The organism is Chitinophaga sp. CC14, from assembly GCF_048957795.1.
Lineage (GTDB): Bacteria > Bacteroidota > Bacteroidia > Chitinophagales > Chitinophagaceae > Chitinophaga > Chitinophaga ginsengisegetis.
This window is the reverse complement of sequence record NZ_JARBFY010000006.1, coordinates 374,545-393,204: the sequence shown is the minus strand read 5'-3', so window position 1 is coordinate 393,204 and position 18,660 is coordinate 374,545. Positions and strand designations below refer to the sequence as shown.

The following is an 18,660-nucleotide window of genomic DNA, read 5'->3' as shown; positions in this document are numbered from 1 at the left end:
ATCGGCAAACGTAATAAAAAAATAATAAAAACCCGGCACCTTTTCGTTGAACGGAAACGAGGAATTACTTGGAAACCAGTAACGGCAATACAGGAGCATAACTTACCTGGTTAAAGGGATTGCTTCACAGGAAAAGTATTTGTCAGCTTTTTAATTATTCCCGTTTTCTGAAAGATCCGCATATTTGCATATCTTTTCATAAGCGGAATACCATTTCATGAATGTAGCAAAACAGATGAAAAAAAGATATTTACTGGCAGGACTCCTTTTAAACAGCATATCCCTGCATGCACAAGAGCCCGTGGTTGCGGGCTACCTCGGAAGGTTCGATGGACAGTTTGCCCCGGTATTGATTAACCAGCAAAAACAATGGCTGCATATTTCCGGTGCAGTATTGGTAGATAAAACGGAAAACATCGGTTATTATAATACTATTGTAGCCGTGAAACATAATGCCTATGGCGCTGTTAGCAACGCCGGTAAGATCATTGCCCCTTTCAAATATGATGAGGTTATCCTGGCCGATGAACAGGATGATCGCGACTCCTCAAAAAATTATTGCTTTGTTATTACCCGGCTCAATGGGAAATACGGCGCCGCAGATACACTCGGTAATGTTATCTGTCCGCCGCTATACAGCGAAGTAAGCGCGCTCACGCCCCATGTACTGAAAATGAAGAAAGATGGCCGCTGGGGATGGATAGATATAAAAACCGGTAAGGTATTACAGGAACCCATATACGAAGAAGCCGATAAAAGCTATGTAAGGGACAACACCATACAAATAAAAAAGGCGGGTAAAGTTGGACTGGCAGCGGAAGACGGCACCATCATTGTTCCGGCGGAGTATGAGTCATTTGATTATCTCAGTGGCAGTAATATTTATATGGGCTTTACAACTAATGGTAAAGCCGGCGTGATGGATAAAAGCGGCAGGATCGTTATTCCTGCTATCTATGATAAATGTGCTGTGGGACCAACCGAAGAGCTGTTTGCCGTTACCAAAAATAATAAAATTGGTTTCGTGGATAAGCACGGTAAAACACTGCTCCCGTTTCAATACAGCGCAGCCACCCGGACAGGCAATGTTATGAAAGTGAGCATGGGCAATAGACACGGCGTAGTAAATGCCGAAGGCAAAGAGATCATCCCGCCACGATACAATGATATTATCGCCATCAATGCAAAAGGACAGGAAACCTACGACGGCGGCATAATAATGGCGCCGGGGCAAACAATAACGGACGAGAGATCACCCATACCAGCGGTTTTCCTGGTAAGCGATGACACCGGTACCAGCTTGATGGATACTAATGGAAAGCCTCTCACCGCTCAGGCATACAGCCGCATAACGCCGTTCTCCTGGCAAAACACTCCCTGGCTGGCAGTAGAACAAAATGGTAAAACAGGGCTGTTGGGAATGGACGGAAAAACGATCCTGCCAGTGGCCTATGATGGTTTTGTAAATGGCTACGGCAGCGGATTCTCCTATCTGGATGATAATGCCGGGGAAAGCAAAAAAAATTACCTGCCCGTTTCAAAAGGAGAGCGGATAGGATTGGTGGATATCACCACCGGTAAAGAAATCATCCCCACCCGGTACGAATGGATACAGTGGCAAAACAGCCGGATACTGCTCCTGCGCAATGGCGATACCTCCTCACTGGCAGACATCTCAGGAAAGATCATCCGCGGCGGAAAACGGTACGGATTTTTTACCGCGGTAGATACTAACCGGATTGTGGAAACACAATACAACGACGATGGCACCACCACCACCCAACTCACCGACCTCGCCGGTAATACGCTGTACAGCAGCCAACGCTGGGAGTTTAAAGAAGACCAGGTGTCGCGGCTGTTGGTGCCGGAAAGCGAAAAGAGAAGCAGTGCAAAATTCAATGACGGGCTGTTAAAAGTATGGGGCAGTGCCCGCAACAACGTATTTTTAGATCCCAACGGGAAAGAAGTGGTTTTTGATGAATACAGCTTTGTAGGAGATTTCTGGAATGGCCTCGCGCTGGCAGGAATAGACAGCACCCCGCAACATACGCTGTACGGTATTATTAACCGCAAAAAAGAAATTGTTTATCCCATTACAGCCAATGATATCTTGGAAATGGGAAACCTGCTCGTGGTAAAAAAAGGAGAGCTGAAGGGACTGATCACAAAAGAAGGTAAGGTATTGCTCCCTACTGAATATGAGGATATCGACGATATCTACGATACACCCTTTTTAAAGGTATCACGCAATAATAAATATGGTGTAACCGACGCACTGGGCAAGATAATTTTACCGGTAGAATTTGATGATATCAGCTACCGGAAAGATGAAAAGCTATTCCAGGTAACCCGCACTGGTAAGTACGGCATCGCAGATGCCTCCGGTAAAATGATCATTCCCGCCATCTACGATAACATGGACACTAACCAGGGATACGGAAAAAATATCTTTCCATTACTGGTACAGGAAGGTAAATGGTATTTTTACATTGATGCACAGGGGAAAGCATTCCCATACAAATCACTGAAGAAAAAAGGATATGAGGATTAAAGGTATAACAGGCAGGCATATATGCTTTTTACTGGCAGGTAGTTTTTTACTGGCAGCCCACACCTTATCAGCGCAGCAGGGATCTGTGTTTCATGGCGGTTTCGCCCGCATGGAGGAAGCTGAAAAGAGCTGGTACATTGATCCCACCGGTAAGAAAGTATTTGATCAGATCATCGCCCTGTATCACCCGGTTACCACCACACCGGCGGATGAAGGAGGACACTCCCTGATTGTGACCAACGAACAGGAAACCATGTTCCTGGTAAGCAGCAACGGCAAAACAGGCATTGTTACCGCCAACGGAAAATGGTTGCTGCCACCTGAATATGATACCATCGAATTGAAATGGAAAACTTACCTGGTATTACATCAGCAGGGTAAAATGACTTATGCAGATACTTACGGCAAGCTGCTGCTGCCGCTGCAGTTTGAAGACGCAGGCATATTGGATGATGAGCACTTTGATGTGAAAACAGGCGGCAAATGGGGCATCTACAGTACACCGGAAAAACGGCTGCTGATACCGGCCATCTATGAATCGTTCGACTACTGCGGGGGATGCGGCCGGAAAGGAGATTACCTGTTTGCACAAAAAAATGGTAAATGGGGCATCATCGACTTTGATAATAATATCCTCATGCCCTTTGAATATGAACATGAACACGCCTTTATGCGCAGCGACAACTGGGTACAGTGTTTAAAAAAGCAGGGACGCGAGGTAACCATCAATCTGAAAACAAAAAAAGAATATGCGGCGCCGGAGTATACCGGCATGACAGTGATAGGTAACGGTTTACTGAAAGTGCAAAAGAACGGGAAGTACGGATTGATCAGCGAAGACGGCGCTACAGTAGCCGATTTTATTTATGATGATATCACCGACGTATACGACGAAACAGCAAGCGGACCCTATCTCCGGATTACCCAAAATGGTAAAACAGGTATCCTGCGGGAAGATGGAAGAGTAATTATCGCCCCGGCATACGAAGGCGATATTGTAGCATCCGGGGAGTATTTTATTATCCCTGTTGACGGCAACTACAATCTCACGGATACTACCGGTAAAAAGTTACTGGCAAAAGATTACAACGAAATAACCACGCTGGATAAATATTTCCCGGTTCCTCTCTTCAAACTGAAACAAAAAGCGCTGTATGGTTTTTATAACCCGGCTAACAGGAAAGTAGTGGAACCCGCCTTCTTTGATATCGACCGCACCACGGTTACTGCTCCCGGTATGGATTTACTGGAAGTAAGTTACCAGGAGATGTACGGCTTGTATAATGCAGCAGGGGAGCAGGTATTGCCCGTGGTTTACAAACAAGTGGATGGCCTGGTACCCGGGCTGGTAGCGGTAAAGAAAGAAACCGGCGCTGGTGTGTATGATATCAGGAAGAAGAAAATGCTGATCCCCGCCACCTATCACAGCATCAGCGTATCGGCGGAGGACACCAGTTTGTTATTTGCATCTCAAAACACGCCTGAAGGCGGCTACAAAGATCTCTTCTTTAATCACAATGGCTTGAAGGTGCCTGCGCCCAAAGCGCCGCCAGTCATCCCGGAAAAAAAATCCCAGCTGCTGAAAAAAGAAACGGCCAATGGAGCGTATCCGCTTTACGGTTATACCAGCAGCACCGGTAAAGTGATAGTACCTCCTGTATACGACCGCTTACTCGTGGAAAAGAACGGGCAGGGCTTCCTGGCGCAAAAAGCCGGTAAATTTACCGTACTGGATAAAGCTGGTCAACCGGTAAATAAGCAGGTTTTTGACGATGTAATGCTGGAAGAAATACCCGGCTATGGCGCCACGGAAGTACAATACGGATTCCCGTTGCTTTGCAGAACCGGCGATACCTATCAGTACCTCACTGCCACCGGAAGTTTTCTACCTGTTAAAGTCACCGGCATCGTAGCTTTCAGTCCGTATGGGATATACGGCATTCCCGGACTACAGTAATTTTTTGATCCCGGAAAAGCTTCAATGGCCGGCTCCTGAAGCCTTTCCGGGAAAAGGATATTTACAAGGTGATCATGGCGCACCTACGTGTTTAACGCCAGCACATCATCCACGCCCACTTCTGCGATAAAATCGGGATCATGCGAAATGACCAGCAACGTGCCTTTATACTCCCCGAAGATCTGCGTCAGTATTTTAATGTTCTGCAGATCGAGGTTGTTGGTAGGCTCATCGAGCAGGATCATGTCGGGCGCTTTATCCTGTAAGGTCATGCTGCAGAGGGCCAGTCGCAGCATTTCGCCGCCACTCAGCACTGCGCACGATTTATCCCAGGTATCCGGACCAAAAAGGAAATTCACCAGCACCGTTTTTACCATCGATACTTCCAGCAGGTTATTGTTGTAAGACAATGCCTGTTGTAATACCGTTTTGCTCCGGTCGATCAGCGTGTAATCCTGGTCCAGCAGTAAACTGCGTGTATCGGCGGTATACAGCTCACCGGTTGATGGCGCCAGCTTACCCAGTATCAGTTGCAGCAAGGTGGACTTGCCGCTGCCGTTGGGCCCTGTAATGGCCAGCCGCTGGCCGCTGCGGATGGTAAAGGTGAGCGGTGTTTTCCAGAGCATGTTTTCCGGAGATGCCAGCCTTGTTGGTTCGTTTGAGGTCTGGTGATCCGGCGCCGGGAGTTCCGGCTGTGCAGCAGCCCATCCGAAGTTCACCCCGTTTGCCTGCACCAGCACTTTCCCGGTATGAAGGGTGGATTGTTCAAAGTAGCCCTTCATCATGCGCTGGATCTGCGTCATAGCGGAGAGTTCCTGCCAGCCTGCACGCAGTTCCTCCACTTTTTCCGTGTGTACCTGTTTTAATTTTGCGGTAGATACTTCTGCATTATTTTTCCTGCCATTTAACAGTATTTTAGGTATGCCTCCTGTTTTAGCTTGCTTCCGCGCCTGTGCATCGGCATGTTGCTTGCGCTCTATAGCCTCCTGCCGTTGCTTTTTGGCTTCTTTAAGCGTTTTTTCCTGGTAGGCAACGCGTTGTTGCAACGCATCTGCTTCAACGGCTTTTTGCGCTGCGTAGAAATCATAGTTGCCGCCGTAAGTTTTTATGCCATTGGGTTGCAGCTCCCAGATGGGTTCGCAGAGGCGCAGCAGCTGCCGGTCGTGGCTCACAATCAGCAACGTGCATGATGTGACCGCCATCCATTCGTATAGTTGTTCCCGTGCGTGGTAATCGAGGTGGTTGGTGGGCTCGTCCAGCAACACCACCGATGGCTCAAAGATGTCGATGCCGGCCAGGAACAGCCGTGTTTTTTCGCCCCCGCTGAGGGTGGACAAGGGCTGATCCGGTTGCAAGGCACGAAGGTCCCATTTTTCAAAGGCTGCTTCACTGCGCGCGGCAATGTCCCAGTCGTCGCCAAGCACGTCGTACAGGTGCGGACTGGTTTCACCCTGAAGGATTAGTTCAAGGGCGTTCAGTTTTTGCGCGGTACCTGTGGCCTCCGCCACGGTGAGTGAATTAAAATGGCCAAAATGCTGTGGTACATAGTAACACGGCCCTGTAGCCCGGATAGTACCGGAATACGCAGTTTCCTGGCCGGCAATGATCTTCAGCAAAGTGGATTTACCTGCGCCGTTAGGGCCCGCAATAGCGGCCCTGTAGCCTTTATGAAGCGTGAAACTGACGTCCTGGAATAAATACTGCCCCGATGGAAGTTGGTAACTGAGTTGTTGTGCGCTGATAAGCATGCGAAATCGTTTTGAAATGAACAATGGCGACGACAGGATGCGTCGGGTTAGCGGGTCGGGAAATGACAGTACGCATTTTCATGGCAGTAAAATTTAGTTGAATAAATCAGCGTATGCAGCAGCATCGCTGTATGATGGTAAAAAATATGTAAACGGGAGATAAAACACGCCGGAGCGGCATGTATACAGGTATCAGCCTGCTATTGTATGTAGAGTATTGATCACATGGTTGGGCAAAGGTAAAAAAAAATTCTTAAATTTTGGGTGATATATCACCGGTTAATGACACTAGTATATAAAACCAGGCTTATATGCGTACTCATGAAGATCAATGGTTGGAAGATATATACCGCAATACCCTGCCACGGGTAGCAGGCGTCATTCACCGGATGGGCGGACACCTGGAGATGGCCAAAGATATCTTCCAGGATGCTGTAATTATCTATCTCGAAAAACAACAGCAAAATAAACTGCCTGCCGGGGTGCCTGCGGAAGCATATATTACAGGCATCGCCAGGATTCTTGCTATCCGGAAACTAAAACAATCCGGTCCGCATATTCCACTGGATAATATGGACGGCGATATTGCCGTGCCGGCAGATTATTATGCGCCCCCACCCGTGGTAAAGCCTGTACTGGAGTATGTAAAAGCCGCCGGGAAAAGGTGTTTGCAGCTCCTGCACGCATTTTATTATGATCATCTTTCCATACAGGAAATAGCGGCAGATTTTAATTTCAAAACACAACATTCTGCCAGCGTACAGAAATACAAATGCCTGGAAAAAGTAAGGGAACAAATTAAACAATCAGATTATGCGGAAACAGTTAGCTGAAGCACAGGAAATAGAACAATACCTGCTGCGGGAAATGCCTGTTTCCTCCCGGCTGGTGTTCCAGGCCAGGATGCTGGTGGCGCCTGCATTGCGGGAAAAAGTAAAGTACCAGCGGAAAACCTTGCAGCTGGTGCGCTGGCTCGCCCGCGAAGAAAAACGCCAACAACTGGATCAGCTTTTCCAGCGCCTCATGCAGGATACTTCTTTCAACAATTCTATCACCTCCATTTTTAAATAATATGGCATTCCTGGTTCCTACCGTAATCGACGGCGACAGCCGCGGTGCGTTTGATATATACAGCCTGTTGCTGAAAGAAAGGATTATTTTTCTCGGTACTGCCATCGACGACCAGGTGGCTAACCTGATAGTGGCGCAGTTGCTGTACCTCGACAGTGAAAACCACCGGCCCATTAATATGTACATCAACAGCCCGGGCGGCGTTGTGTATGCCGGCATGGCTATTTATGATACCATGAAAATGCTGAAATCGCCGGTATCCACTATGGCAATGGGTTTTACCGGCAGCATGGGCACCATCATTCTTACCGCCGGCGCTACCGGTCAGCGGTATGCATTGCCCAATGCCACCATTCATATGCATCCTGCAAGCGGCGGCGCCAAAGGATATACGGAAGATGTGCGGATTGCTTTTAATGAACAGGGCCGGTTGCAGCAAAAACTTTTCCAGATCATTGCCCAGCAATCGGGCCGCTCGGTGGAAGAAGTGGAGCATGCTTTCCGGAATGATCATTTCATGGCCGCAGAGGAAGCCCGGGATTTCGGGATCGTAGATGAAGTGCTGAACAGCGCTGCTGCAGTACCTGCGCTGGCATTCCGGCAGGAACTATTGCCAGCCGCCGCCCAGCGCACGGTATAAAAATACCACCGCCTGTAACTGCTGCAAATGATCGTTGATCCTGCCCAGTTGCGCCGATAAAAGGCTCTGTTGTGCATTCAATACTTCCGTGTAATTGGCAAATCCATATCGTACCAGTTCCTGCGTATAGTCGACCGACAATTGCAGGTTCTGTAATTGCAGCCGCCGTGAGTTTCCTTTTTCCAGGGCTGTCTGGTAAGAATATAATGCGTTTGATACTTCCTGCCCGGCGGTTAATACTGCTGTATGGAAGTTCAGCGCCGCCTGTTCCTGCTGCTCTTTCGCTACTTTGAGCCTGGTTTTATTAATGCCCTGGTTAAAGAGGGGTTGTGTTAAACCCGCCGTGAGGTTACTGATCCAGGAACCGGGACCAGTGAGCGACAAGTAACTGGTATAACCGCCCGAAGCAGAAATAGTGAGCGCAGGATAAAAATAGGTGCGCGCTACATTAGTCAGTTCATAATAGTAACGCAGGTTATATTCCGCTGCCTGTACATCCGGCCGGTTGGCCAGCAGTTGCGCCGGTACGCCGGTTTTCAGCAGCATCACGGGTCGCTGGTCGTCCATGCTGCTGCGGCTGATAGGGCCGGGAGGCCGGCCCAGCAGGAGGTTCAGCTGGTTCTCTGTTTCGCGGATCGATTGCTTCAGGTCAGGGATCGTTACTTCTGCAGCATACCTGCTGGCTTCACTTTGTACTACTGCCGCGCCGGTTACCACATCACCCTTTTTCAGCTCCTTCATCACTTCTACAGTGGCTTGCCAGTTTACCACGGTTTGCTGCGTTATTTTCAGTTGCTGATCCAGTGCGGTGAGGTTGTAGTAGCTGGTGGCAATACTGGCAATCAGCCCGGTTTGTACGGCCCTTGCATTGGCGGATGCCTGCAGGAATGCTGCCAAACCCGCGCGCCTGTTGCTGCGCAGCTTACCCCAGATGTCCGCTTCCCAGGTAGCAGTGAGCCCGGCGTTGTATTGCTGCGGTATAACGCTTCTGCCTGTACGCTGTTGATTGGAAGCGCCGGCATAGGCGGCGCTCACGTCGCCATTTACAGCGGGGTACAACGCCTGCCTGCTTTGCGAGTAATTGGCTTCTGCCTGCCGCATGCGCGACCACGCTACCTGGAGGTCGAGGTTGTGCTGAATACCGGTGTCAATAAGTTGCTGCAGGAGAGAGTCTGTGAAAATTTCTTTCCAGTGAACGGTAGCCAGGCTATTGGTGTCCGTTGTATTTACATCCCGGTACAGGTTATTGTCTGTAATGCCGGGCGATTGGTACGGCTTCGTGATGCCACAGGCAGTAATGAATCCTGCCAGGACTACCGTGAGTAAAACATATATGCTGTTACGACCATTCATATTACCTGTTTTGAGATTTGCCTGCGGCAGAATTTTTTAAGATGCCGGTGCTGTTACCGGCGGCTGCGCGTCTTCTTCATCATCTTCTTCTTCCGGTGCGCGCTTTATTTTTTCCTGTAAGGTTTGGAAGATGATAAACAAAGTAGGTGTAATAAATATCCCGAATACAGTGCCCACCAGCATTCCGCCAACAGCGCCGGTTCCGATAGAACGGTTACCATTGGCGCCGGCGCCGGTAGCCAGCATCAACGGGATGAGGCCGAGGATAAAGGCGAAGGAGGTCATCAGGATGGGGCGTAGCCTGGCCTGCGCCCCGCTCACCGCGGCTTCTGCAATACTCATTCCGCCGCGTCGCCGTTCGGCTGCATATTCTACAATCAGGATCGCATTTTTTGCGAGTAATCCTATCAGCATGATCAGCGTGATCTGCACATAAATATTGTTGCTTACACCAAACAGCTGCGCAAACAGGAAGGCACCGAAAATGCCCACCGGTATTGCCAGCAGGATGGCAAAGGGTAAGAGGTAACTTTCATATTGCGCACTGAGCAGCAGGTACACAAAGATGAGACACAGCAGGAAGATAAAAATAGTTTGACTGCTCCCTGCTAATTCTTCCCTGCTAAGCCCTGAAAACTCAAACCCAAAGCCCGTTGGCAATGTTTCCGCTGCCGATTCTTTGATGGCCGCAATAGATTCGCCGGAGCTGAACCCTGCGTTAGGCGTACCATTTACGCTGATGGAATTAAACAGGTTAAACCGCGTAATGGCTTGCGGACCGTAGGTTTGCGAGAGAGTCACAAACTCCGTGATCGGTACCATCACTCCCTCGCCGGTGCGCACAAATACGGCGTTCAAACTTTCCTGCGTCATCCTGAACTCCGGCGAAGCCTGTACCATTACCCGGTACTGCTGACCAAACTGGTTGAAGTTGGAGGCGTAAATACCGCCAAAATATCCCTGCATGGCGTTGGTGATATCTGTTACATTCAACCCGGCATCCTTTATTTTCGGCACGTTTACATTCATCAGGTATTGCGGGAAATTAGGATTGAAAGAAGTGGTGGCAAACTGGATTTCCGGCCGTTGGGTTAGTACTGTGAGGAAGTCTTTGCTTACTTTGTAAAAGTGCGCAATATCGCCACCGGTTTTATCCTGGAGCTGAAAGGCAAACCCGTTGGAGGCGCCAAAACCCTGGATGGTGCCGGGCGCAAAGAATTTGATCTCTGCTTCGGTCATGTCCGCTGTTTTCTTATTCAGTTCCTTAATGATCTGCTGAATGTTCCGGGTGCGCTGGTTCCAGGGGATGAGCCGCATCACCACCATCGCGTAGTTGCTGCCGGTACCGGATAATTGCCCGCGCCCTGTAACGGCCAGCACGTTGTTGATTTCAGGGATGGTGGCCGCTATCTTTTCAATTTTGCGCGCCACCACATCAGTGCGTTCCAGCGAAGCATCCGGCGGTAGGCTGATGTTACAATTTATGGTACCAAGATCTTCTTCCGGTACAAAAGCGGTAGGCGTCATCCTGGCAAGGACTACCAGTCCTACGCAGAAAGTAGCCAGTATCATAACCGGGATCCACTTTCGTTTGCTGAAGAAACGCAACGTACTGGTATAACGGTTTGTCAATCTTTCAAAAGCCACATTGAACGCATGATAGAAACGTTGCAGGAAGTTCATTTTCGTATGTTCCTTCCCGTGAGGCTTCAGGAAAATGGCGCAGAGCGCAGGACTCAGCGTAAGCGCATTGATGGCTGAAAGCACAATAGCAATGGCCAGTGTAAGCCCGAATTGTTTATAGAAAATGCCGGAAGATCCACCGATAAAACTAACGGGGATAAATACGGCAGACATCACCAGCGTGATGGAAACGATAGCGCCGGATATTTCATCCAGTGCATCGATACTCGCTTTGCGGGCGGATTTATAGCCGGTGTCCAGGCGTGCGTGCACTGCCTCCACAATTACAATCGCATCATCCACCACAATACCGATGGCGAGGATAAGCGCAAACAGGGTAAGCAGGTTAATAGTAAATCCAAACAGTTTGAGGAAGAAGAAGGTGCCTATAATGGCTACGGGAACGGATATAGCCGGTATCAGCGTAGAGCGGAAGTCCTGCAGGAAAATAAACACCACTACAAACACCAGTATAAATGCTTCCACCAGTGTATGCAATACTTTATCGATAGAGGCGGTGAGGAAGTCGTCCACGTTTTGCAGCACAACATACTTCACGCCTTTGGGAAATGTTTTGGACGCTTCTTCCATTACCTTCAGCGTTTCGCGGATCACATCGCGGGCGTTGGAGCCGGCCACCTGTGCTACGCTTACGGACACTGCGGGGTAGCCATTGGTGCGGGTACTGTTGAAATAGCTGAGGGCGCCCAGTTCAATGCGCGCCACATCTTTCATCCGCAGCAAACGGCTGCGCAGGTTGGAACGCAGCACGATGTTGCCAAACTGGGTGGTGTCGATGAGCGTACCGGGATACCTGATCACGTATTGGAACGATTGTCCGCCGCTTTCTCCAAACTGGCCGGGAGCGGCCTGGATATTCTGTTCGGCCAGTGCGGCGGTGATATCGGCGGGTACCAGTCCGTACGAGGCCATTGCCTGGGTATTGAGCCAGATCCGCATGGAGTAGTCCATGTTGCCGGAGGCGGAAGCATCGCCCACACCGGGGATACGTTTAATCACCGGGGTGATATTGATATCGGTATAGTTTTGCAGGAAGGTTTGATCGAAAGATGGATTGGTGCTGTACACGGAGAAGATGAGCAGGTTACTGGTCTGCTTCTTTTGCACGGTAACGCCGGAACGGGTTACTTCCTGCGGCAGCAGGGGCGTGGCGCGGGCCACGGCATTCTGCACATTCACTGCTGCCATGTTGGGATCGCTGCCAATTTTGAAGCTAACGGTAATATTCGCGGAGCCATCGTTACCGGCGGTAGAAGTAATATAATCCATGTTCTCCACGCCGTTGATCTGCTGTTCCAATGGTACCACCACGCTTTTCAGCACTACATCGGCATTGGCGCCGCTGTAGGAGGTTTGCACCTGTATGGTGGGCGGGGCAATATCGGGATACTGGGAGATGGGTAGTGATACCAGCCCCAATATGCCCAGCGTCACAATAATGATGGACACCACTGTTGATAATACCGGCCGCTCTATAAATCTTTTTAACATGATATTGTTTTAAATGGATCAGAGACTGTTGTAAACACTGTCTGCGTTTACCAGGCGGGGATTGATCACCAGGTCTTCCCGGAGGTTGCTGATCCCGTCTACCACTATTTTATCGCCCGCTTTCACGCCATGCTGTACTACAAACGACTGCCCGGCGGCGCTGGCATTAGAGCCGATGTCTACTGATCTTACTTTATTATCTGCATCCAATACGTACACGAACAGTTTGCCCTGGATCTGGAAGGTGGCCTTTTGCGGTACCAGCAATGCGGTATCTATCGGCTGTGGGATCCTTACAATGGCGCTGCTGCCGCTGCGTACCAACCCATCAGGATTGGAAAAGGTGGCTCTCATATTGAGCGCGCCGGTGGAGGGATTAATTAAACCGCTGGCAGTTTCCACGCGACCTTTGCGGGGCAGCACAATGCCATTGGCCAGCACCAGTGTTACCGGTGGCAGGGTGGCCAGCTTTTCCTGCATGGTGGCGCCTTTGGAGGCCAGGAAGAAATCCAGTCCCTGTCTTTCATTGATAGAAAAATATGCGTAGATCTGGGTAATATTGGAAACGGTCGTCAGCGGGTTGGGGGTGGTGCTGTTCACCAGGCTGCCTATTTTGTAGGGCAGGATACCTACCACGCCGTCGGCCGGACTGTAAATAGTAGTGTAGCTTAAATTGGTTTTGGCGTTGTTAAGCGCTGCCTGGGCCTGCGCCAGCGCGGCCTGTTTGGATTGCAGGTTATAGGCCGCGGCTTCCAGCTCATAGGCGCTGATGATGTCCTTTTCTACCAGTGGCTTTACTTTGTTGAGCTGCATCTGTGCGGCATTTACATCTGCCACTGCTATTTTAATATTGGCCTGTGCGGTATTTACATTCTGCTCGTATTGCGGCGCGCTGATCCGGAATAACAGCTGTCCCTTTTTTACGGTGGCGCCTTCGTCGATGTAGATGGCATCCACATACCCATCTATCTTAGACCGGATCTCAATATTCTGGATACCCTGAATGGTAGCGGGATAGTCGGCGTTGATGGTGGCATTTTTAGGTTGCAGTACAATAACGGGGTAGGGCTTTACAGCGGTTTGTGTGCTCCCTTGTTTTTTGTTTTTGCAGGCACATAACAGCAACAGCAGAAGAGCAATTGTAGATCTACTCATAGCGTTTTACGGTTCATTTAAATAATACAGACAGCAATCAGGTACTATGAGTAACTATCGGTTTGATTGTATTGTTCAAAAACAGTCGATAATTATCCGGTAGCTGGCTACGGGTATTAGACGGGCATAAGGCTAATTAGTTTATTATGATAATGTTAACTACTGTTAAAGCCGCGCAGACGCCACGGTGTGGAATAAAAAAAACCGGAATAACGCTAAGATTTCCGTGGTATCCTGCTTTATATCTTCATAAACCAACTATCTAAAGTTAATTTATGAAAATAGGGATGTTAATAGGAGCACTGGCGCTGCCGGCCATGACCTTTGCACAGCAGGCATACACACTGAAAGGTAAAGTGGGGCAGGTGGAACCCGGCGCCAAAGCCTATCTCGACCGCCGCGTGAACGGGGAAACCTTCCTCGACTCGGCCGTTATCAAAAATGGCAGCTTCGAATTTAAAGGCACGCTGAAGTCGCCCTACCTGGTAATGCTGACGGTGGATCATAAAGGTACAGGTCTAGGTAGCCACGGGATGGATGCGGATCGCCGGCTGCTTTACCTGGACAACACTACCTTTACCATTGCCGGTACGGGCAACATCAGCGATGCAGTGATTACCGGTTCGCCTGTAAACAAGGAACACGACCGGTATAAATTATTTATTTCGGCCTACGACTCTGCAATGGCAGGCATCAATAAGGATTTTGGCGGCGCCACAGATGCGCAAAGGAATGATACTGCCTTCACCAATGGTTTGAATACCCGCTTCCATGCGGCTATCGATGAAAAGAAAGCACTGCAGCGCCGGTTTATCAGTGAAAACCCTAACTCTTTTTTCAGCATTGTAGCGTTGAAAGAGCTGGCGGTGATGAATAACATGAACCTGAAGGAGCTAACGCCTTTGTACAACGGGCTTACGGCTGCGCTGAAGAAAAGCCCCGCCGGCCAGGAGTTTTACCAGTCGATGGAAACCGAAAAGGCACTGGGCATTGGTGCGCCCGCGCCGGACTTCACCCAAAATGATATCAACGACAAGCCTGTGAAGTTATCCGACTTCAAAGGAAAATACGTGTTACTGGATTTCTGGGCTTCCTGGTGTGGCCCCTGCCGTGCAGAAAATCCTAATGTAGTGGCCGCCTACAAGAAATTCCATGATAAAAACTTCGTGGTGCTGAGCGTATCGCTGGATCAGCCGGGGAAGAAGGCTGCCTGGCTGGGTGCCATTGAAAAAGACGGGCTGCAGGACTTTGTGCATGTATCCGATCTTAAATACTGGGATAATGCCGTGGCGCGCCAGTATGGCGTACGGGGCGTGCCCACCAACTACCTGATTGCGCCGGACGGAAAAATTATTGCAAAGAACCTCCGTGGCGAGCAATTGGATAAGCAATTGACGGGCTTAATCGTCAACAAGTAACAAAGAACCATATCCTACATCAGTCATGCAAATACAACAGCCGGTTCAGTGGAGTGAACCGGCTGCCTCATTTTCTTTTAAACGGGGAATCAGCCTTTTTGGGCATAGTCATAATTGATCAGCCAGGATACGCCATACTGATCGGTTAACATGCCAAAGTAAGCATTCCAGGGCGCCTTGTTCATTGGCATAATGGGCTGTCCGCCTTTGGAAAGACCATTAAACAACTTGTCAGCTTCCGCTTCACTTTCTGCTGCAATGGCCACATGAAAAAGGTTGCCTAACGTGCCTTCGCCATATGCGCCGGGCCGGTCGCTGCCAAACAGGAAAGAATCCTTACCGAGTGGTATAGCCACATGCATCACTTTATTTTGCTCCCCGTCGGCACAATGTTCCATATCACCAAAACGGGTAAACGTCTGGAATTCTTTGCCAAAAACAGCTTTGTAAAAATTGAAGGCCTCTTCGCAATTGCCGTTGAAATTCAGGTAAGGATTAACTACTGCCATGTTTTTATTTTTTATTTGTGTTTAATAAGATGGGATAAAGTTAAGCTTCTCTTACGGGGAAGAAGGTGGCCGGATATGACAAAAAAAGGGTCAGTTGCGCCAACTTATTATTCCCATTTGAACGACCGGATCGATAATACCGCAATCAGTATACCCCATACGATCAGGCCCGCCAGTTGCAGCGGTATCTGCCAGATATGCAAACCTTCAAAAGCAATTTTCCGTAACCCGTCTACAAAAAAAGTAAGTGGTAGCAGTTCACAAAAAGTGCGTAACCACACCGGGTAATTATCTATCGGGAAAAATAAACCGCACAGTAATATCTGTGGTACGGTGAGCGTGTTGGCTACCGGCGCAATAGAGCTTTCATTGCGGATCATGCCGCTGATAATAAAACCGATGCCCATAAAAATCACCAATCCAAAAACAGATAACAGCAGCATTTCCATAAACGTGAGAAGCCCGTTTACCAGCGTAAACTGAAATGCAAAATATCCCAGTGCGGTGATAATAATAAAGCAGATGATCTGGAATAATAACCGGCTGAGCATTTCTCCCAATAGTATGGCCGCACGGCTCACCGGCGTTACGTATATGCGTTTCAGTACGAGCGTGTGCCGGAGGTTAAACAACAGGAACGCAGAGCTGAATACGCCCGCCATGAGCAGGGAAAAACCCAGTTGTCCCGGTAAAATAAAATCTATCTGGCGGTATACACGGCCGGGAATATTCACTACATGGATAGCAGCGGGGGCAGGTTGATCCGGCAGGATGCGTTGGTTTACCCGGCTGGCGGCTTCCTGCAGTGCTGCCTGGATGAGCGGCATTTTATCTGCCACCGCGCTGCTCCCCAGCAGGTCCGTCCGGAATTGCGGCTGGCCGTTTATCACGGTGGGCGCATGAAGATAGAGGACACCGGCAATCCTTCCTTTTTTCAGATCGGAGAGCATCGCCGCCGAATCGCTGCCATAGGAAAGGTCGAAGATACTGATGGCTTTAATGGCTGCATACATCGGGCCGGAGCTGTCACTGTGCGGCGATAGCCGGATCTTTACTTTCACGGCGGTGCTGTCTACCATGGCGCCAAAAACCGTAACAAAAATAACCGGGAACAGGAGTGCAAATACAACCGAAGTAGGGCTTCGCAGGGTGGCGATGAGGCTTGCTTTTGCCATCACCAATGCTGCTTTAAACTGACTATACTTCTTTGCCATATGCGTGTTGTTACCAGATAAAAGGAACTAATGCTTTTCTGTTGGCCGGGTATTCCGGGAATTGTTGCTGATACCAGCGATGGTTAGCCATTGCACGGGGCAGGAGGTTGGCGCAGGTCCAGATAAAGAAGGCCAGCCCCGGCAGGCTCCAGGTAAGCAATGCGTAGCCTCCCCATTCCATGATTTCCCCTGCCAGGTTGGGAGAGGAGATATATTTGAAAAGCCCGGCCTGCGGTATCTTATAACCGGTTTCATGTTTTTTTCTCAGGCCTATCAGCTGGTAGTCCGACCACCAGTTGATACCCATACCAGCCAGGAATAAAAACGTACCAATTATAAACGGCGGCGTGTAATACCAGGAAAAAAACAGGTTGTTGGGGTAAATTTCAATGGCGGCAAACCAGATGCCCAGCAGGGAACCATTCACTGTATTAAAAAGCATGCCCGACAGCATAATCACCACCGGCATTTTTTTGCCTTTGGTGCGTATCATGAACGGATATACGAAACTGCGATGCACATAATGCAGCAGGAAAAGAAAGATCATAACGCCGGCGGGGGAACGCCATTTAAAAGTATGCAGCGGGATCCATATGAGGAAGGAAACCAGTACGGTGGCTTCCATCAGCAGCCAGGCCAGTTTATTGGAGATCATGGGTCCCCATTTGTCGCTGCTGTAGCGGCCATAGGGCGCTTCCCTGCGTAACAGGTAGATGCCTGCGCCAATGCCGGTAAACATCCAGCAATAAGTAAAAACAACATAACTGTGTAGTGGTAAATAGTCAATCATTTGATAGCGCCTGTTTGTCTGAACCAATCAATTGTATCCCGCAGGGTTTCGGTAAAAGGCCGCGGCCGGAAATTGAGTTCCGCAGTGGCCTTTGCATGATCAATTTTTTTATTGCTGTAAATCAGGTTGTACACCGACTGACGCGTATAAAAAGGCGGTCCGCCGCTGATGGCCGCCAGCATTCTCACTAATGGCAGCATACTGAATACTAGCCATAAAGGTACTACCGGCAGCGTTAACGGCCGTTCTTTTATCCGGCCGGTTTCCCTGTTCAGGCTAACGAGCGATACCCATTCGCCGCTCAGGAGGTATACTGCGCCGGCGGTTCCGCGGTTTAAAGCGCTCACAATGGCTCCCGCCACATCCCTCACATCAATGAAGTCAACGCCGCCGGGAATGAGGGCGGGTATTTTTCCTTTGTACATATTGACAACTGCTTTGCCTATCAATGATGGTTGCTGGTCGAACGGCCCCATTACAGCCGTTGGCGCCAGCACTATTACTTCCATGCCGTTGCCGTTATATTCCAGCGCAATGGCCTGTGATACGGCTTTGGAATAGTCGTAACCGTAACGCGTGGTTTTTACCACATCGCGGCTTTCATCCATCGGTTCGTCGTAAGGCGCCTGGTTGTATGCAGTAACAGAACTGAGGTGAATGAACTTCTTAACGCCGGCCTGTTGTGCGGCTGCTGCCAGTAACCGGGTGCCGCCGGTATTGATATCGAAAAGGGTTTTATCCTGCCGGTCATCTACCGAAATCACCGCTGCCAGGTGTATCACGGCATCGGCGTCTGCAACGAGGCGGCGGATAGCCGGTTCTGCTAACAGGTGCCCCTGTACGAAACAGATACCTTCCGGAGCCATTTCCGGCAACGGTTTACGGGTAAGCAGCCGCAGGGTATGGCCTTCGGATAATAACAGGGGAACCAGTACGCTGCCTATATAGCCGGAAGCTCCGGTTATCGCAATTTTCATCTTTAAATATAAAATAAAATTAACCCGTAGAAGATAACGCTTATAGGTCGCTTTGGTTGACTTTTTTAATATTTGTATATAT

At 49.4% G+C, this 18,660-nt stretch carries 14 protein-coding genes; 6 read left to right on the top strand and 8 right to left on the bottom strand.

Annotation, left to right across the window (positions count from 1 at the left end):
• The first annotated feature begins 235 nt into the window (after positions 1–235).
• Positions 236–2,551, top strand: coding sequence for a WG repeat-containing protein (locus PV783_RS32070; protein WP_420990864.1), 2,316 nt, complete (start codon positions 236–238; stop codon positions 2,549–2,551).
• The gene (locus PV783_RS32065; protein WP_420990863.1) at positions 2,541–4,508 is read left to right on the top strand and encodes a WG repeat-containing protein; all 1,968 of its coding nucleotides are present in this window, start codon (positions 2,541–2,543) and stop codon (positions 4,506–4,508) included. The genes PV783_RS32070 and PV783_RS32065 overlap by 11 nt, the downstream gene beginning before the upstream one ends.
• Before the next feature lie 83 nt (positions 4,509–4,591).
• On the opposite strand, the gene PV783_RS32060 is transcribed toward PV783_RS32065, so the two are convergent.
• Positions 4,592–6,256, bottom strand: coding sequence for an ABC-F family ATP-binding cassette domain-containing protein (locus PV783_RS32060; RefSeq protein WP_420990862.1), 1,665 nt, complete (start codon positions 6,254–6,256; stop codon positions 4,592–4,594).
• Positions 6,257–6,567: 311 nt separating this feature from the next.
• On the opposite strand from PV783_RS32060, the gene PV783_RS32055 reads away from it, so the two are divergent.
• The 3 genes from PV783_RS32055 to PV783_RS32045 are packed head-to-tail and all read left to right on the top strand — an operon-like array spanning position 6,568 to position 7,967.
• Complete coding sequence (locus tag PV783_RS32055; RefSeq protein ID WP_420990861.1) at positions 6,568–7,089, top strand: RNA polymerase sigma factor; 522 nt, start codon at positions 6,568–6,570, stop codon at positions 7,087–7,089.
• Entirely contained in the window at positions 7,070–7,327 is a 258-nt protein-coding gene (locus tag PV783_RS32050; protein WP_079472114.1) for a hypothetical protein, read from the top strand. The genes PV783_RS32055 and PV783_RS32050 overlap by 20 nt, the downstream gene beginning before the upstream one ends.
• A 1-nt stretch (position 7,328) precedes the next feature.
• On the top strand, positions 7,329–7,967 hold the full coding sequence (locus PV783_RS32045; RefSeq protein WP_420990860.1) for a ClpP family protease: 639 nt from the start codon (positions 7,329–7,331) through the stop codon (positions 7,965–7,967).
• Here PV783_RS32045 and PV783_RS32040 read toward each other — a convergent pair.
• The 3 genes from PV783_RS32040 to PV783_RS32030 are packed head-to-tail and all read right to left on the bottom strand — an operon-like array spanning position 7,935 to position 13,670.
• Positions 7,935–9,320 carry a TolC family protein gene (locus PV783_RS32040; RefSeq protein ID WP_420990859.1) on the bottom strand — a complete coding sequence of 462 codons (1,386 nt, stop codon included), beginning with the start codon at positions 9,318–9,320 and terminating at the stop codon, positions 7,935–7,937. The genes PV783_RS32045 and PV783_RS32040 overlap by 33 nt on opposite strands.
• A 36-nt stretch (positions 9,321–9,356) precedes the next feature.
• Positions 9,357–12,515: an efflux RND transporter permease subunit gene (locus tag PV783_RS32035; protein WP_420990858.1), complete on the bottom strand. Its 3,159-nt coding sequence runs from the start codon at positions 12,513–12,515 to the stop codon at positions 9,357–9,359.
• Positions 12,516–12,533: 18 nt separating this feature from the next.
• Positions 12,534–13,670 (bottom strand): efflux RND transporter periplasmic adaptor subunit, encoded by a 1,137-nt coding sequence (locus PV783_RS32030; protein ID WP_420990857.1) that lies wholly within the window; start codon positions 13,668–13,670, stop codon positions 12,534–12,536.
• A gap of 275 nt (positions 13,671–13,945) precedes the next feature.
• Between PV783_RS32030 and PV783_RS32025 the strand changes: the two genes are divergently transcribed.
• Positions 13,946–15,088, top strand: coding sequence for a TlpA disulfide reductase family protein (locus tag PV783_RS32025; protein ID WP_111578330.1), 1,143 nt, complete (start codon positions 13,946–13,948; stop codon positions 15,086–15,088).
• An 89-nt stretch (positions 15,089–15,177) separates the two neighbouring features.
• Here PV783_RS32025 and PV783_RS32020 read toward each other — a convergent pair whose 3' ends face one another.
• The 4 genes from PV783_RS32020 to PV783_RS32005 all read right to left on the bottom strand — a co-directional run bounded on the left by PV783_RS32020 (position 15,178) and on the right by PV783_RS32005 (position 18,578).
• A complete protein-coding gene (locus tag PV783_RS32020; RefSeq protein ID WP_420990856.1) occupies positions 15,178–15,597 on the bottom strand; it encodes a VOC family protein in 420 nt (139 codons plus the stop codon).
• A 107-nt stretch (positions 15,598–15,704) separates the two neighbouring features.
• Positions 15,705–16,811 (bottom strand): ABC transporter permease, encoded by a 1,107-nt coding sequence (locus PV783_RS32015; RefSeq protein ID WP_420990855.1) that lies wholly within the window; start codon positions 16,809–16,811, stop codon positions 15,705–15,707.
• 10 nt (positions 16,812–16,821) lie between these two features.
• Positions 16,822–17,601 (bottom strand): DUF1295 domain-containing protein, encoded by a 780-nt coding sequence (locus PV783_RS32010; RefSeq protein WP_420990854.1) that lies wholly within the window; start codon positions 17,599–17,601, stop codon positions 16,822–16,824.
• Positions 17,598–18,578: an NAD-dependent epimerase/dehydratase family protein gene (locus tag PV783_RS32005; protein WP_420990853.1), complete on the bottom strand. Its 981-nt coding sequence runs from the start codon at positions 18,576–18,578 to the stop codon at positions 17,598–17,600. The genes PV783_RS32010 and PV783_RS32005 overlap by 4 nt, the downstream gene beginning before the upstream one ends.
• Positions 18,579–18,660: the final 82 nt, after the last annotated feature.

Coding starts and splice junctions, on each gene's coding strand:
- PV783_RS32070 (WP_420990864.1), top strand. CDS start 236: ATGAAAAAAAGATATTTACTGGCAGGACTCCTTTTAAACAGCATATCC.
- PV783_RS32065 (WP_420990863.1), top strand. CDS start 2,541: ATGAGGATTAAAGGTATAACAGGCAGGCATATATGCTTTTTACTGGCA.
- PV783_RS32060 (WP_420990862.1), bottom strand. CDS start 6,256: ATGCTTATCAGCGCACAACAACTCAGTTACCAACTTCCATCGGGGCAG.
- PV783_RS32055 (WP_420990861.1), top strand. CDS start 6,568: ATGCGTACTCATGAAGATCAATGGTTGGAAGATATATACCGCAATACC.
- PV783_RS32050 (WP_079472114.1), top strand. CDS start 7,070: ATGCGGAAACAGTTAGCTGAAGCACAGGAAATAGAACAATACCTGCTG.
- PV783_RS32045 (WP_420990860.1), top strand. CDS start 7,329: ATGGCATTCCTGGTTCCTACCGTAATCGACGGCGACAGCCGCGGTGCG.
- PV783_RS32040 (WP_420990859.1), bottom strand. CDS start 9,320: ATGAATGGTCGTAACAGCATATATGTTTTACTCACGGTAGTCCTGGCA.
- PV783_RS32035 (WP_420990858.1), bottom strand. CDS start 12,515: ATGTTAAAAAGATTTATAGAGCGGCCGGTATTATCAACAGTGGTGTCC.
- PV783_RS32030 (WP_420990857.1), bottom strand. CDS start 13,670: ATGAGTAGATCTACAATTGCTCTTCTGCTGTTGCTGTTATGTGCCTGC.
- PV783_RS32025 (WP_111578330.1), top strand. CDS start 13,946: ATGAAAATAGGGATGTTAATAGGAGCACTGGCGCTGCCGGCCATGACC.
- PV783_RS32020 (WP_420990856.1), bottom strand. CDS start 15,597: ATGGCAGTAGTTAATCCTTACCTGAATTTCAACGGCAATTGCGAAGAG.
- PV783_RS32015 (WP_420990855.1), bottom strand. CDS start 16,811: ATGGCAAAGAAGTATAGTCAGTTTAAAGCAGCATTGGTGATGGCAAAA.
- PV783_RS32010 (WP_420990854.1), bottom strand. CDS start 17,601: ATGATTGACTATTTACCACTACACAGTTATGTTGTTTTTACTTATTGC.
- PV783_RS32005 (WP_420990853.1), bottom strand. CDS start 18,578: ATGAAAATTGCGATAACCGGAGCTTCCGGCTATATAGGCAGCGTACTG.